Annotated in this window: 11 protein-coding genes; 7 read left to right on the top strand and 4 right to left on the bottom strand. The window is 72.8% G+C overall.

The window, feature by feature from the left end; all coding sequences use genetic code 11:
• Window positions 1–27 precede the first annotated feature (27 nt).
• Complete coding sequence (locus OG413_RS05595; protein ID WP_266803303.1) at window positions 28–951, bottom strand: triacylglycerol lipase; 924 nt, start codon at window positions 949–951, stop codon at window positions 28–30.
• 345 nt (window positions 952–1,296) lie between these two features.
• Between OG413_RS05595 and OG413_RS05590 the strand changes: the two genes are divergently transcribed.
• On the top strand, window positions 1,297–1,710 hold the full coding sequence (locus OG413_RS05590) for a cobalamin B12-binding domain-containing protein (RefSeq protein ID WP_266803302.1): 414 nt from the start codon (window positions 1,297–1,299) through the stop codon (window positions 1,708–1,710).
• A 22-nt stretch (window positions 1,711–1,732) separates the two neighbouring features.
• On the opposite strand, the gene OG413_RS05585 is transcribed toward OG413_RS05590, so the two are convergent.
• A complete protein-coding gene (locus tag OG413_RS05585; protein ID WP_266803301.1) occupies window positions 1,733–3,394 on the bottom strand; it encodes a DUF5691 domain-containing protein in 1,662 nt (553 codons plus the stop codon).
• 65 nt (window positions 3,395–3,459) lie between these two features.
• Complete coding sequence (locus OG413_RS05580) at window positions 3,460–4,893, bottom strand: SWIM zinc finger family protein (protein ID WP_266803300.1); 1,434 nt, start codon at window positions 4,891–4,893, stop codon at window positions 3,460–3,462.
• A gap of 138 nt (window positions 4,894–5,031) precedes the next feature.
• Here OG413_RS05580 and OG413_RS05575 point away from each other — a divergent pair, with 138 nt between their 5' ends.
• The 6 genes from OG413_RS05575 (at window position 5,032) to sucD (ending at window position 13,002) form a co-directional block, all read left to right on the top strand.
• Window positions 5,032–5,478, top strand: a complete 447-nt coding sequence (locus OG413_RS05575) for an MmpS family transport accessory protein (protein ID WP_266803299.1) — start codon at window positions 5,032–5,034, stop codon at window positions 5,476–5,478.
• A 109-nt stretch (window positions 5,479–5,587) separates the two neighbouring features.
• Window positions 5,588–6,760 carry an AAA family ATPase gene (locus tag OG413_RS05570; protein ID WP_266803298.1) on the top strand — a complete coding sequence of 391 codons (1,173 nt, stop codon included), beginning with the start codon at window positions 5,588–5,590 and terminating at the stop codon, window positions 6,758–6,760.
• Complete coding sequence (locus OG413_RS05565) at window positions 6,757–9,309, top strand: DUF5682 family protein (protein ID WP_266803297.1); 2,553 nt, start codon at window positions 6,757–6,759, stop codon at window positions 9,307–9,309. Before OG413_RS05570 ends, OG413_RS05565 begins: the two co-directional genes overlap by 4 nt.
• Window positions 9,310–9,467: 158 nt before the next feature.
• Complete coding sequence (locus tag OG413_RS05560) at window positions 9,468–10,610, top strand: VWA domain-containing protein (protein WP_266809914.1); 1,143 nt, start codon at window positions 9,468–9,470, stop codon at window positions 10,608–10,610.
• A gap of 304 nt (window positions 10,611–10,914) precedes the next feature.
• The gene (gene sucC / locus OG413_RS05555; RefSeq protein ID WP_266803296.1) at window positions 10,915–12,096 is read left to right on the top strand and encodes an ADP-forming succinate--CoA ligase subunit beta; all 1,182 of its coding nucleotides are present in this window, start codon (window positions 10,915–10,917) and stop codon (window positions 12,094–12,096) included.
• 21 nt (window positions 12,097–12,117) lie between these two features.
• Entirely contained in the window at window positions 12,118–13,002 is an 885-nt protein-coding gene (sucD, locus tag OG413_RS05550) for a succinate--CoA ligase subunit alpha (protein ID WP_073718267.1), read from the top strand.
• Window positions 13,003–13,180: 178 nt separating this feature from the next.
• On the opposite strand, the gene OG413_RS05545 is transcribed toward sucD, so the two are convergent.
• Window positions 13,181–14,608: a helix-turn-helix domain-containing protein gene (locus OG413_RS05545; protein WP_266803295.1), complete on the bottom strand. Its 1,428-nt coding sequence runs from the start codon at window positions 14,606–14,608 to the stop codon at window positions 13,181–13,183.
• Window positions 14,609–14,726 lie beyond the last annotated feature (118 nt).

Raw genomic sequence — 14,726 nt, 5'->3', positions numbered from 1 at the left:
TCAAGCCACTTGCTCCACTCGCGCCACTCAGGCCACCGACGCCGTTCCGGAGGAGGGGGCCGCGGGCGCCTGCGCCTCAAGGGCGGCGCGGACGGCGGCGGCGACCGCGGGGTGCGCGATCAGGGCGAGGTGACCGATGCCGCTGACGCGCACGTTCTGCGCGTCGAGGTCGGGATGGCCGATACGGGCCGTCCCGACCGGGACCATCATCTGGTCCAGCTCGCTCCAGAAGCTCACGAACCGCGTCCGGCAGCCGGGGGCGGGTCTGCGCAGCTCCTCGATCACGGAGGAGTCGCCGCGCATCTGGCGCACGATGGGGTGAGCGCTGGCCGCCGGGGCGACGGCGGTGCCGCCGTGCGGTGTGCCGAGCGTGACCAGGGTGCGCACCCGGTGGTCACCGCCCAGCCGTTGTACGTAATACCGGGCGATCAGTCCGCCGAGGCTGTGCCCGACGATGTCGACCTCATGGTGCCCGGTGCGGGCGCAGATCTCCTCGATGTGGCGGCCGAGCAGCTCGGCCGCCGTGCGGATGTCGCGGGTCAGCGGCGAATAGTTGAGGGACTCCAGATGGCGCCAGCCGTGCCGGGAGAGGGAGCGGCGCAGCAGGACGAAGACGGAGCGGTTGTCGATGAGTCCGTGCAGCAGGACGACGGGTGGCCGGGTCGGACCGGCGGCCGGCAGGGCGGTGGCCCCGGTCGACGGAGCGTCCGGTTCGCTACCGGGCGTTGGGACAGCGCCAGGCGGTGGGACGGGCCCGGGCGTCGGAACGGGGCCGTGGCGCTCCTGGGTGAGGCCGAGCGGGTAGATGAGCAGATGCCCGGCGAGGATCGCGAGCTCCAGTGCCGCGGCGCCGAGCACCGCGGACGACAGCCGGGGGCGGAGGGGACGCAGGGGGCGGCGGGGGACCGAGCGGCGCGGCAGTGGGAAGAACAACAGAGGGAGGACCTTCATCGCCGACCTCCTGTACCGGCACGTGGGGAGGCGGCTGCGACTCTCCGTATGCCCTCATGGAGTGTCGGAGGCACCGTCGTCCGACGGAGCGGATTCCGGTGGGCCGTACCACCGTGCCGTGCGGCTGGCGGCACGGTGGTACGGCGACCTCGTAGCGGCTCCCCTCGCGTCCGTCCTCGCGCGGCGGGTGTGCCGAGTGGTGCGGGGAACGACGCGTAGCGAACATGTCCCACATGTGATTTCCCCCTCCCCGTCCACCGCGAAACGGTGGCTTGCGGGATGCTGTGGATAACGTTCGTTCACATCCCCGGCCCTTCAGGCGCGGGAGACCATGTGGAGGCAGTGATGGGTGTGACCGGTCCGATTCGTGTGGTGGTCGCCAAGCCGGGGCTCGACGGCCACGACCGTGGAGCCAAGGTGATCGCGCGGGCGCTGCGGGACGCCGGTATGGAGGTCATCTATACCGGGCTCCACCAGACGCCCGAGCAGATCGTGGACACGGCGATCCAGGAGGACGCCGACGCCATCGGTCTCTCGATCCTCTCCGGGGCGCACAACACGCTCTTCGCGAAGGTGATCGAACTGCTGAAGGAGCGCGAGGCGGAGGACATCAAGGTGTTCGGCGGCGGCATCATCCCGGAGGCGGACATCGCACCGCTGAAGGAGCAGGGCGTCGCGGAGATCTTCACCCCCGGAGCGACGACGGCCTCGATCGTCAACTGGGTGAACGCCAACGTCCGTCAGCCCGCGGAAGCCTGAACCGGTCGGCCGGACTGGCCCCTCAAGCCAGTTCGGCGTCCATCGCCGCGCGCAGACGCAGGGTGGAGACCAGGCGCTGGAACGCCTCCGACCAGTAACCGCCCGCTCCGGGTGACGCCCCTTCCGGCTCGTCCTGAGCGGTCGTGAGGACCTCCAGGTGATCCGCCTCCGCCGGGTCCAGGCAGCGCTCCGCGAGGCCCATCACTCCGCTGAAGCTCCATGGGTAACTCCCCGCGTCCCGGGCGATGTCGAGCGCGTCGACCACCGAGCGGCCGAGCGGCCCGGCCCACGGCACCCCGCAGACGCCGAGCAGCTGAAAGGCCTCGGACAGCCCGTGCGCGGCTATGAAGTCCGCCACCCAGCCCGCGCGTTCGTCGCCGGGCAGGGTGGCCAGGAGCTTGGACCGTTCGGCGAGAGAGGCCGTACCGGGACCGTTGGACGGGGGCGTCGCGGGGGAGCCGAGCAGCGCGCGGGCCCATTCCGGGTCCCGCTGCCGTACCGCTGCCCGGCACCACGCGGCGTGCAGCTCCCCGGCCCAGTCGTCGGCGACGGGCAGGGCCACGATCTCCTGTGCCGTACGCCCCCCGAACCGCTTGAGCCAGATGGCGAGCGGGGCGGCCTCCACCAGTTGGCCGAGCCACCAGGACCGTTCCCCGCGCCCGGTCGGCGGGACCGGCACCACACCGTCGCGCTGCATTCCGGTGTCGCACTCGTGCGGTGCCTCCACGGCTATGCGCGCACCGCCGCCCGTACGGTCGGGATTCACGCAGGTCGCCGCGCGGGCCGCCATCCGTCCGGCCAGCGCCGAGCCGGGGAGCGCGGACAGCAGTTCGGCGGCGGTCGACCGGACATTGCGGCTTCGGTCGGACAGCGCCTGTTCCAGGAACGGCTCGTCCGCCCCGGACAGACCGGTCCGCAGCGAGTCGAGGAACATCAACCGGTCCTCGGCCCGCTCCGTGGACCAGGTGGTGGCCAGCAGGGCGAGCGCGGCACCGGGATCCCGCATCCGTACGGCGTCCAGCAGCGCGACCCGCTCCGCGAACAGGCCCTCCTCCCACAATCGGCGCACCGTGTCCGGGTCCGAGGCGGCGGGCCGGACCGAGCCGCCGGAGGAACCGCGCAGGGCGAACTTCCACTCGGGATTCAGCGCGGCCAGCCACAGGCCGAGCGGCCCGGCGAAGGTGAGCGCCTGCGGGCGCAGATCCGTACGCGCCCGTGCCGCGTCCAGCAGCGGCGGAAGCAGCGCGGCCGGGGCCCGGAAGCCCCGCAGATTGGCGGTGGCCAGCCACTGGGGGATGAGTTCGGTGAGGTCGGGTGCCGTGCCGCGCCGCCCGCCACCGGATGGTGCGGCACGGTCGGCGAGCAGCTGGGCGAGCCTGCGCCGGGCGGCCTCGGGAAGCGGCGGGCGCGGATCGGCGGGGGCGGACTCCGGCCGGGCGCCCGGACGCGCGGGCAGCAGACCGGCCCGCCGCCGCACGGTGTGCAGCGCGGCGGCGTCCAGCAGCGCCACCGGACCGTTCGCCGGAGCGGGGCCCGCCGTCCCGGTTGCCGGGGGGCGTCGGTCGGTCCCCAGCAGCGCCGACGTGACGAGCTCCTCCCACGACGTCACGGATGCGTTCGCGGGCGGCGTCGTGGATGCGGTCACAGATGCGGTCGTGGACGAGGTCGTATTCGTACGGGGCATCGGTCCCCCTCCAGGGTCGGGAGTCGCAGCGGTCAAGAACGCGCGCCGGGGCGTGCGGCCGGGGGTCAGATGAGCGGCACGGTCTCGCCGGGGCCCGCGCTCTCACCGCCGGGACCCGCGCTCGGGCCGCCAGGGCCCGCCCCGGGTCCCGCGCTCCAGGCCGCGAACGGGTCGAAGCCGCGATGGCCGATCTCGCCGAAGACGGTGACGGGGCCGCCGCCGGAGAGTGCGACGAGCTTCCACAGGCCCGGCCGGGACAGCGCCGCCGGGGCCACCGGCACGGCGGACTCGGCGTGGGCGTCGGCCAGTTGCCACCCGTCCCCGGACGGCACGGGTATGACCTCGCGCAGCGTGACCGGCCGGGCGTCCAGCCACGGATCGTCCCGAAGGGCGTGCCCGTACGCGGCGAGCGCGGCGGCCGTACCGGCTCCCGGCGGAGGCGTCCCCCCAGGTGCGGGCGTACCGAACTGCCGGCCCAGCTCGGCCCGCAGCTGTCCGGCACCCGGATACGGCGTGAGCTCCGCGTCCAGCGTGACGCCCACCGGCAGGGCCTGACCGGGCGAGCGCCCCGCGGCTCCGAAGGAGAGCAGCAGCGCGGTGCGGCCCGACTCCCTCCCGTACAGCCAGATCCGGCGGGTGACGATCTTGCCGTCCGGGGTGTCGTACTGCGCGAGGACCAGCCAGTGGTCGCGGACCGGGGGCCCTTCGGCGGGCGAGGCCAGCCCCACTCTCGTACGCACGGTCGCGGCCAGGGGCGCCGACAGCCGGTCCAGGCCCAGCCAGGCCGTGTCCAGCAGGTGGAGCAGCGCGCACTCCTCCAGCAGTCGCACCGGCCAGCCCGGACCGGACGCGGGTATCGCCCCCAACTCCCGCACCCGGCCCGCCAGTCCCGGCGCCTGGGCATCGACCATGCGGGCCGCGGTCTCCTCCCACAGCCCGTACCCCGCCTGATCGGCCGCCGCGAGCCCGCCCCGCAGCAGGTCGGTGAGGCGCTGTTCCAGCTCCTGGGCGCCCCCGGTGATCCGCTCGGCCCGCCGCTCGGCGCGCTTCCTGGCGGCCTCCCGGTCGGCCGGGCCCGGCGCCCCCGCCGCCTCCGTCGAAGACTCCTGCCCGGCGGCACGCCTGCGACGGCCTTCGAGCCATTCCCCGGCCCAGTCCGCGGTCTCGCCGCTCCGGAGCTCCGGGGTGCCGCCCGCCCAGAGCAGGAGGAGCCCCAGCGCGTGCTTGCACGGGAACTTCCGGCTCGGACAACTGCACGTGTACGCCGGTCCTGCGGTGTCCACCGCCGTCCGATACGGCTTGCTTCCGCTTCCCTTGCACAGCCCCCACACCGCGCCCGAGCCGTCGAGTCCCGCGTCGGACCACCGGTCCGCCGAACCGAGCTTGCCCCCGGCCTTGCGTGACGCTTCGTCAGGAGCCAGGGCCAGTACCTGCTCCACCGTCCAGCGCGCCGCCGGACCGGCGGCGCGCGAGGGTTCTCCCCCGTGAGATAGCAGCATGGGAACGACGGTAGGGCGCCCCACTGACAATCGGCCGTGACCTGCGATCCAGCCGGTGCGGTCAGGATTTGACTTTACCTTTCCTTTGCGTTTCTCTGCGAGCTCCGGCATTCGGAGTTCGACCCAGGGGGATCCCAGATGAACCGCACCACCCGCACGTCCCGTTCCGTCCGTACGGCGTTCTGCGCCGTCGCGGTGACCGGTCTCGTGTTCGGCCTCGGCGCCTGCTCCTCCGAGTCGGTCGACAAGGCCGTCGACAAGGCTGTCGACAAAACGGTGAACGAGAAGTACGAGGTCACGTACGAGGTCACCGGCACGGGCGTCGACGAGATCCAGTTCCACGGCGGCTCCGGCGACGCCATGGACCCGAAGCTCGAAACGGTCAAGTCGCCCACGCTGCCGTGGAAGAAGACCGTGACGCTGACCGGCATCATGCCGCCCGCCGTCATGCCGATGGCGCTGGACGCGGGCGGCGCCGACATCGCCTGCACCATCACGTACGAGGGCAAGGTCATCAAGGAGGGCAAGGGCGAGGGCATGGTCGCGGCCGGCGGTTGCGTCGCCGTCTCGCCGATCGTCGGCTGACCCCTCCTCAACTGCCGCCATATCGGCCCTGACCAGCGGTCGGGGCCGATTGTCAGTGGCATGGTGCACGGTGGAACCACATCAGGTCGACCGATCTGGAGGGGGATCCATGACCGTGCCCGAAACCACCGCAGCCACCGCGACCGCCGGAGCCGGAGCAGCCGAAGCCGCCGCCGTCGAAGCAGCCGGGACAGGAGCCCGCCCCGAGGTCCTGCGGCCGCACGCCGAGGACGCTTTCGCCGGTGAACTCAAGGCGCTCGCAGCCGCCGACGACCGGCCGAGGCCCGTCCGCTGGCGCCTCTCGCCGTGGGCCGTCGCCACCTATCTGCTGGGCGGGACGCTCCCCGACGGGACGGTGATCACACCCAAGTACGTGGGCCCGCGCCGCCTCGTCGAAGTCGCCGTGACCACACTCGCCACCGACCGCGCCCTGTTGCTCCTCGGTGTCCCCGGCACCGCCAAGACCTGGGTGTCCGAACATCTCGCCGCCGCCGTCAGCGGCGACTCGACGCTGCTCGTCCAAGGCACCGCCGGGACCCCGGAGGAAGCCGTCCGCTACGGGTGGAACTACGCGCAGCTGCTAGCCCATGGACCGAGCCGGGAAGCGCTGGTGCCCAGCCCGCTCATGCGGGCCATGTCCGAAGGCATGACCGCCAGGGTCGAGGAGCTGACCCGCATTCCGGCCGATGTGCAGGACGCGCTCATCACGATCCTGTCGGAGAAGACGCTCCCCGTGCCCGAACTGGGCCAGGAGGTCCAGGCCGTCCGCGGGTTCAACCTCATCGCCACGGCGAACGACCGGGACCGCGGAGTCAACGAACTATCCAGCGCGCTGCGCCGCCGGTTCAACACCGTTGTCCTGCCGCTGCCCGCGACACCCGAAGCCGAGGTGGACATCGTGTCCCGGCGTGTCGACCAGATCGGCCGTTCGCTCGATCTGCCGGCCGCCCCCGAGGGAATGGCCGAGATCCGGCGGGTGGTGACCGTCTTCCGGGAGCTGCGCGACGGCGTCACCACCGACGGGCGAACCAAGGTCAAGTCCCCGTCCGGGACGCTCTCCACGGCCGAGGCGATCTCCGTCGTCACCAACGGACTGGCCCTCGCCGCCCACTTCGGCGACGGCATCCTGCGGCCCGCCGACGTCGCGGCCGGAATCCTCGGCGCCGTGGTCCGCGACCCGGTGGCGGACCGGGTGGTCTGGCAGGAGTATCTGGAGACCGTGGTCCGCGAGCGGGACGGCTGGAAGGACTTCTACCGCGCCTGCCGCGAGGTCTCCGGATGACCGGGCGCACCGCGGCCACCGGGCCGCTGCTGCTGGGGGTGCGTCACCACGGCCCCGGATCGGCCCGCGCGGTCCTCGCCGCGCTGGAGGCCGTCCGGCCGGGTGCGGTGCTCGTCGAGGGGCCGCCCGAGGGGGACGCCCTGCTCCCGCTCGCCGCCGATCCGCGGATGCGGCCGCCCGTCGCGCTGCTGGCGCATGCGGTGGACGACCCGGGCCGAGCGGCCTTCTGGCCGCTGGCGGAGTTCTCGCCCGAGTGGGTGGCGATCCGCTGGGCGCTGTCCAACGACGTCCCGGTGCGCTTCGTCGACCTGCCCGCGGCACACTCACTGGCGCTGAAGGAGACCCCGGACGGCCCCCGCGACCCCGCTGCCGGGGGAGACCCGGAAGGCCGGGACGGCGAGGGCACGGGGGACGGCGGCGGTGCGGTGGACTACCGGCCTGGCGAGGGCGCCGGGGACGGTGACGGTGGGGTGGGCAGCCGGGACGGCGAGGGTGCCGCAGACAGCGAGGACGCAGGGGCCAGCGACGGCGCGGCGTACAGCCGGATGCCGTTCCGGCCCGCCGTCGACCCGATCGGCGTCCTCGCCGAGACCGCCGGTTACGAGGACCCCGAGCACTGGTGGGAGGACGTCGTCGAGCACCGCGCACCCGACGGCACCGCGGGCGACCCGTGTGCCCCGTTCGCCGCGCTCGCCGAGGCCATGACCGCGCTGCGCGAGGTGTACGGGGACGGCGGGCACCCCCGCGACGCCGTTCGGGAGGCGTACATGAGAATCCAACTGCGCACCGCGCGCAAGGAGTTCGGGGACGACATCGCCGTCGTCTGCGGCGCCTGGCACGTCCCCGCACTCGCCGCCAGGACCACCCTTGCCGCCGACAAGGCGCTGCTCAAGGGGCTCCCGAAGGTCAGGACCGAACTGACCTGGGTGCCATGGACCCACCGCAGGCTCGCCCGGCACAGCGGATACGGTGCCGGGATCGACTCGCCCGGCTGGTACGGCCACCTCTTCGGCGCCGCCGACCGGCCGATCGAGCGGTGGATGACCAAGGTCGCCGGGCTGCTGCGCGACGAGGACCGCTTCGTCTCGACCGCCCATGTCATCGAGGCCGTCCGGCTCGCCGAGACGCTCGCGGCGATGCGGGGCCGGCCGCTCGCCGGGCTGAACGAGACCACCGACGCCGTACGGGCCGTGATGTGCGAGGGCTCCGACGTGCCGCTCGCCCTCGTCCGGGACCGGCTCATCGTCGGCGAGACCCTCGGCGAGGTCCCGGACAGCGCCCCCGCCGTCCCGCTGCAACGCGACCTGGCCCGGCAGCAGCGCACGCTTCGGCTCAAACCGGAGGCGCTGGAGCGGCAGTTGGAGCTCGACCTCCGCAAGGACACCGACGCCGCGCGCAGCCGCCTGCTGCACCGGCTCCGGCTCCTCGCCGTCGGATGGGGCGAGCCCGCCACCGGCCGGGGCAGCACGGGCACGTTCCGGGAGAGCTGGCGGCTGAGCTGGGAGCCCGAGCTGTATGTACGGATCGCCGAAGCCGGAGTGTGGGGCACCACCGTGCTCTCCGCGGCCACGGCGAAGGCCGAGTCGGAAGCCGTGTCGGCCACCGCCCTGTCCGAGGTGACCGCCCTCGCCGAGCACTGCCTGCTGGCCGAACTGACCGAGGCCCTGCCCGTCGTGATGAAGGCGCTCGCCGACCGTGCCGCACTCGACGCGGACGTCGGCCACCTCGCCGAGGCGCTGCCCGCTCTCGCCCGCTCCCTGCGGTACGGGGACGTACGGTCCACGGACACGGCGGCGCTCGGCGAGGTCGCCGCCGGGCTCGCCGAGCGGATCTGCGTCGGCCTGCCCTCCGCCTGCACCGGACTCGACGCGGACGGCGCCGACGCGTTGCGCCGCCAGGTGGACGGTGTACACACCGCGATCGGCCTGCTCGCCGGAGCCGTACCCGCCGAGGGCCTGCGGGAGCGCTGGGCCGCCGTCCTGCGCAAGCTGGCCGACAGGGACACCGTCGCCGGTGTCATCCGCGGCCGTGCCGCCCGCCTGCTGCTCGACGAGGGGCGACTGGCCGAGGACGACGCGGCGCGCCTCATGGGCCTCGCGCTCTCGCTCGGCACCCCGCCGCCCGACGCCGCGGCCTGGATCGAGGGCTTCGTCGGCGGAGCGGCGGGCGGCGGCATGCTGCTCGTCCACGACGAGCGGCTGCTCGGCCTGGTCGACACCTGGCTCACCGGTGTCCCCGCGGACACCTTCACCGATGTGCTGCCACTGCTGCGCCGTACGTTCTCCGCGTACGAACCGGGTGTACGGCGCACCCTGGGCGAGCTGGTCCGCCGCGGACCGGCCCGCGAAGGACCGCACCACAGCGGCACGGACCCGGCCGCGCCCGGCTTCGGCCCCGGTCTCGACGGCGCCAGGGCGGACGCCGTGACGCCGGTGCTGCGCCTGCTCCTCGGCCTCACCCCCGAGTCGGCCGCACAGGACGAAATGCAGGACGGCAAGCAGGGCGGGGACGGCGTCGCGGCGCTCCAGGAGCAGGAGGCAGCCGAATGACGACGCACGCGGCGAGGGACACCAGCGAGAGGGAGCGGGAGCCGGTGGCGGGGACGACGGTGGTGGGGACGACAGACGTGGGCGTGACGGCCGTGGGGGCGACAGCCGTGGGTACGGCGGGGGCACAGGCCGACGACGAACGGCTGCGGCGCTGGCGGATGGTGCTGGGCGCGGACAGCGCCGAGAGCACCGGACGCACGCTCACCGGCCGTGACGTCGCGATGGACGGCGCGCTGAACGCGCTCTACGGCGGCGGGAAGAAGCCCGGCGGGCGGGGCGGAAGCGAGCGCTCGGCGGGACTCGGGGCCTCCGCGCCGTCCGTCGCCCGCTGGCTCGGTGACATCCGTACGTATTTCCCCAGCTCCGTCGTCCAGATCATGCAGCGCGACGCGATCGACCGCCTCGGCCTGTCGGCGCTGCTGCTGGAGCCCGAGATGCTGGAGGCCGTCGAGGCCGACGTCCATCTCGTCGGCACGCTGCTCTCGCTCAACAAGGCCATGCCGGAGACGACGAAGGAGACCGCGCGAGCCGTCGTCCGGAAAGTCGTCGAGGACCTGGAGAAACGCCTCGCGGGCCGCACCCGGGCCACCCTCACCGGAGCGCTGGACCGTTCGGCGAGGATCAGCCGGCCCCGCCACCGGGACATCGACTGGGACCGCACCATCCGGGCCAACCTCAAGAACTACCTGCCCCTTCCGGGGGAGGACGGCGCCGGAACGGTCGTGCCCGAACGTCTCATCGGGTACGGGCGCGCGGCCCGGTCCGTGAAGAAGGACGTCATCCTCTGCATCGACCAGTCGGGCTCGATGGCCGCGTCCATCGTCCACGCCTCCGTCTTCGGGGCGGTCCTCGCCTCCATGCGCACCCTGGCGACCCGGCTCGTCGTCTTCGACACGGCGGTGGTCGACCTCACCGATCAGCTCGACGACCCCGTCGACGTCCTCTTCGGCGTTCAGCTCGGCGGCGGTACGGACATCAACCGGGCGCTCGCCTACTGCCAGTCCCGCATCACCCGCCCCGCCGACACCGTCGTCGTCCTCATCAGCGACCTCTACGAGGGCGGCATACGCGACGAGATGCTCAAGCGGGTCGCCGCGATGAAGGCGTCCGGGGTGCAGTTCGTGACACTGCTCGCACTCTCCGACGAGGGCGCGCCCGCGTACGACCGTGAGCACGCGGCGGCGCTCGGTGCACTCGGCACGCCCGCGTTCGCCTGCACGCCGGATCTCTTCCCCGACATCATGGCGGCGGCGATCGAGAAGAGACCGCTGCCCGTACCGGACAGGGAGCCCGCTAGGTGAGTTCGCCGACACCGCGCCCGCCGACCGCGCTCGGCGGGCCCGCCCCGGCGGGTCTCCGCACCCGCGCCGACGTGGCGTTATGTCCCTCGCGGCGCGGCCACCGGCGCGATCTGTGACCGTAATCACCGCTCAGGTGCGATCTGCGATTTAGGGTCCTGCGGAGCGCGGGGATAACCTGCCGGATGGACATGCCGCGTACTCGGACACCGTGTACGCCTCCCTAGTGACAGCGCAGTCACGTTGCCCTTCGCGGCACGCCCACGCAGAAAACCAACCGCGAGACCACTAAAAGGGACGGACGCGCGTGGACCTGTTCGAGTACCAGGCGAGGGACCTCTTCGCCAAGCACGGTGTACCGGTGCTGGCCGGTGAAGTCATTGACACGCCTGAGGCAGCCCGCGAGGCGACCGAGCGGCTGGGCGGCAAGTCTGTCGTCAAGGCCCAGGTGAAGGTCGGCGGCCGAGGCAAGGCAGGCGGCGTCAAGCTCGCCGCCACCCCGGACGAGGCGGTCGCCCGTGCGACCGACATTCTCGGCATGGACATCAAGGGCCACACGGTCCACAACGTGATGATCGCCGAGACCGCGCCGGAGATCCTGGAGGAGTACTACGTTTCGTACCTCCTCGACCGCACCAACCGCACCTTCCTGGCCATGGCCTCGGTGCAGGGCGGCATGGACATCGAGGAGGTCGCGGAGAAGACCCCCGAGGCCCTCGCGAAGGTCCCGGTCGACTCCAACTCCGGCGTCACCATCGAGAAGGCCCGCGAGATCGTGGCCCTGGCGAAGTTCCCGGCCGAGGTGGCCGAGAAGGTCGCCGAGGTCCTGGTGACGCTGTGGGACACCTTCGTCGCCGAGGACGCGCTCCTCGTCGAGGTGAACCCGCTGGCCAAGGTGGTCTCCGGCGACATCATCGCGCTGGACGGCAAGGTCTCGCTCGACGAGAACGCCGACTTCCGCCAGCCCGGCCACGAGGCTCTTGAGGACAAGGCCGCGGCCAACCCGCTCGAGGCTGCCGCCAAGGCCAAGAACCTCAACTACGTCAAGCTCGAGGGCGAGGTCGGCATCATCGGTAACGGTGCCGGTCTGGTCATGTCGACCCTGGACGTCGTCGCGTACGCCGGTGAGAACCACGGCAACGTGAAGCCCGCCAACTTCCTCGACATCGGTGGCGGCGCCTCCGCAGAGGTCATGGCGAACGGCCTGGAGATCATCCTCGGCGACCCGGACGTCAAGTCCGTCTTCGTCAACGTCTTCGGTGGCATCACCGCCTGTGACGAGGTCGCCAACGGCATCGTCCAGGCTCTGGCGCTGCTTGAGTCCAAGGGCGAGAAGGTCGAGAAGCCGCTGGTCGTGCGCCTCGACGGCAACAACGCGGAGCTGGGTCGCAAGATCCTTTCCGACGCCAACCACCCGCTCGTGCAGCGTGTGGACACCATGGACGGCGCGGCCGACAAGGCCGCCGAGCTCGCCGCGGCTGCGAAGTAAGGGACGAGGGACTCCAACACCATGGCTATCTTCCTCACCAAGGACAGCAAGGTCATCGTCCAGGGGATGACCGGCGCCACGGGCATGAAGCACACCAAGCTCATGCTGGCTGACGGCACCGACATCGTCGGCGGCGTGAACCCGCGCAAGGCCGGCACGACCGTCGACTTCGACGGCACCGAGGTCCCGGTCTTCGGTTCCGTCAAGGAAGCGATGGAGAAGACGGGCGCGGACGTCTCCGTCCTCTTCGTGCCGCCGGCCTTCGCCAAGGCCGCCGTCGTCGAGGCGATCGACGCCGAGATCCCGCTCGCGGTCGTCATCACCGAGGGCATCGCCGTCCACGACTCCGCCGCCTTCTGGGCGTACGCGGGCTCGAAGGGCAACAAGACCCGGATCATCGGCCCGAACTGCCCGGGTCTCATCACCCCCGGCCAGTCCAACGCCGGCATCATCCCGGGTGACATCACCAAGCCCGGCCGCATCGGTCTCGTGTCCAAGTCCGGCACGCTGACCTACCAGATGATGTACGAGCTCCGTGACATCGGCTTCTCGTCCGCCGTCGGCATCGGTGGCGACCCGGTCATCGGTACGACGCACATCGACGCCCTCGCGGCGTTCGAGGCCGACCCCGAGACCGACCTCATCGTGATGATCGGCGAGATCGGCGGCGACGCCGAGGAGCGTGCCGCCGACTTCATCGCGAAGAACGTCACGAAGCCGGTCGTCGGTTACGTCGCGGGCTTCACCGCCCCCGAGGGCAAGACCATGGGCCACGCGGGCGCCATCGTCTCCGGCTCCTCCGGCACCGCCCAGGCGAAGAAGGAGGCCCTTGAGGCCGCCGGCGTGAAGGTCGGCAAGACGCCGACCGAGACCGCCAAGCTGGCGCGCGAGATCCTCGGCGCCTGATCGCCGCGCCGAGGCCGTTCCACCGCCTCGGCACAGCGTCACCGCACGGACGGCGCGGGCCCGTACCCCGGACAGGGGTACGGGCCCGCGCCGTTCTCGCGTTCTCGCGTTCCGGGGAAGTTCCGGCCGTCCGGGATCCGCTCTCCCGCCGTCAGGCGGAGGAGGCAGATCCCGGTCGTCAGGGGATTCGGGGCACCAGTCGTCCCGGGCCGTTCGCGAACTCCTCGCGCAGCGCCCGCTGGAGCCTCAGATCCTGGGAGGTGAGCTTCTGCGGTCCACCGCGCGGCGGAACACCGCCGACCCGCTCGGCGGGCGAGAGCGGCTGCTCGTACCGGGTGGGGGCCGTGTGCAGGGTGAACCCCGTCACCCCGATCAGCAGCGCGGCCAGGGCGATCGCCGCCCGGGTCCAGAGCTGGGCCTTGCGCTCACTGCCGGTGCGCACCACGCGGGGCGGCGGCAGCGCGGGGGCGTGGTCGGCGAGGGCGAGCGCGCCCAGCCTCTCGTGCAGCAGCGCCGACTGATCGGCCGGTGAGGTGGGGCCCGCCAGTTCGGGCAGCCGTTCGGCGACGGCGGCCCGTGCGTTCATCAGCCGGCCCGCCGCCGCCGGGGTGCTCGCCTCGGTCTCGGCCGCGGTCTCCGGCAGATCCAGACCCACGCCGTCGTAGAGCAGCAGCGTGCGGCGGTACGAGGGGGGCAGGTCGAGCAGCGCGTCGCGCAGCGCCCGCCGGCCGGGCTCGGCGGGCGGCGCGTCGGGGTGCCGGTGGGCGCGGCGCAGCCGGTGCCAGGGCGACATCGCGTACTCGTACGCGGCGGCCCGCACCCAGCCCGCCGGGTCACGGTCCACGGCGACCTCCGGCCAGCGTTGCCAGGCCAGCTGGAACGCGCGCTCGACGGACTCGCGGGAGAGACTCCGGCGCCCGGTCAGCAGATACGTCTGGCGGACGAGGCTCTGCCCGTGGTGGCTGTACAGGGCGTCGAACGCCTCGTGGGGAGAGAGCGCCGCGACGCCCCCCGCCTCGTCGCCGGGGTCGGCGCCCGGTGCGGCGTCCGGCGGCGGGCTCGCCGCGGGTCTCGCTGCGTGGCCGGGCTCGGGGCCGGATCCGATGCCGGGCTCGATACCGGGCTCGACGCCGGGCTCGGTCGGGGACATGGCGGTGCTCCCGGTGGCTGCGACGGAGGGCGGGGGAGACACCGAGGGCGCGGGAGGTGCCGCCGGTGCGAGTGCGCGGGCGGGGGTGGGGGTGGTCGCGGGGGCGAGCCTGTCCGGTTCGGACAGCTTCGGGACCCCCGAGGGCGTCGGTGGCCGTGCCGCCCCCTTCGCGGCGGGCCTCGGCCGGGTGGTCGCGTGGCTCGGCGCGGCGCGGGTGGTCGGAGCGGCGTGCGGGTCGTCCTCGGCGCAGGCGCCGATGAACCTGGCGTACGCCGCGCGCTTGCGCCCGCGGGGGCTCGTGCGCCCCGTCTCCCAGGAGCGCACGGTGGCGCGCGTGACGCCGATGGCCGCCGCGACCTGATCCTCGGTCAGTGACTTCGCCTCACGCAGTCTGCGGCACTCCTTGGGGGAGGGCAGCGGGGCGGCGGCGGCCGTATCGGTCGTGCTCCGCGTCATGAGTGGCCCCCGACAGCGCTGCAATGGGTGAAAAAGTACATAAACGTATATTGAGCGACACAGCGGCCGTTCGCCCGTTACACGGAATAAGCGCGTGTCGTTGGCAGCATGGCGGCGT

This window comes from Streptomyces sp. NBC_01433, from assembly GCF_026340105.1.
Lineage (GTDB): Bacteria > Actinomycetota > Actinomycetes > Streptomycetales > Streptomycetaceae > Streptomyces.
The sequence above is the reverse complement of the archived record's forward strand: the minus strand, read 5'-3'. Positions and strand labels throughout refer to the sequence as shown.

Excerpts from the sequence above, each read along its gene's own strand:
- OG413_RS05595 (WP_266803303.1), bottom strand. The coding sequence starts at position 951 with ATGAAGGTCCTCCCTCTGTTGTTCTTCCCACTGCCGCGCCGCTCGGTC.
- OG413_RS05590 (WP_266803302.1), top strand. The coding sequence starts at position 1,297 with ATGGGTGTGACCGGTCCGATTCGTGTGGTGGTCGCCAAGCCGGGGCTC.
- OG413_RS05585 (WP_266803301.1), bottom strand. The coding sequence starts at position 3,394 with ATGCCCCGTACGAATACGACCTCGTCCACGACCGCATCTGTGACCGCA.
- OG413_RS05580 (WP_266803300.1), bottom strand. The coding sequence starts at position 4,893 with ATGCTGCTATCTCACGGGGGAGAACCCTCGCGCGCCGCCGGTCCGGCG.
- OG413_RS05575 (WP_266803299.1), top strand. The coding sequence starts at position 5,032 with ATGAACCGCACCACCCGCACGTCCCGTTCCGTCCGTACGGCGTTCTGC.
- OG413_RS05570 (WP_266803298.1), top strand. The coding sequence starts at position 5,588 with ATGACCGTGCCCGAAACCACCGCAGCCACCGCGACCGCCGGAGCCGGA.
- OG413_RS05565 (WP_266803297.1), top strand. The coding sequence starts at position 6,757 with ATGACCGGGCGCACCGCGGCCACCGGGCCGCTGCTGCTGGGGGTGCGT.
- OG413_RS05560 (WP_266809914.1), top strand. The coding sequence starts at position 9,468 with ATGGTGCTGGGCGCGGACAGCGCCGAGAGCACCGGACGCACGCTCACC.
- sucD (WP_073718267.1), top strand. The coding sequence starts at position 12,118 with ATGGCTATCTTCCTCACCAAGGACAGCAAGGTCATCGTCCAGGGGATG.
- OG413_RS05545 (WP_266803295.1), bottom strand. The coding sequence starts at position 14,608 with ATGACGCGGAGCACGACCGATACGGCCGCCGCCGCCCCGCTGCCCTCC.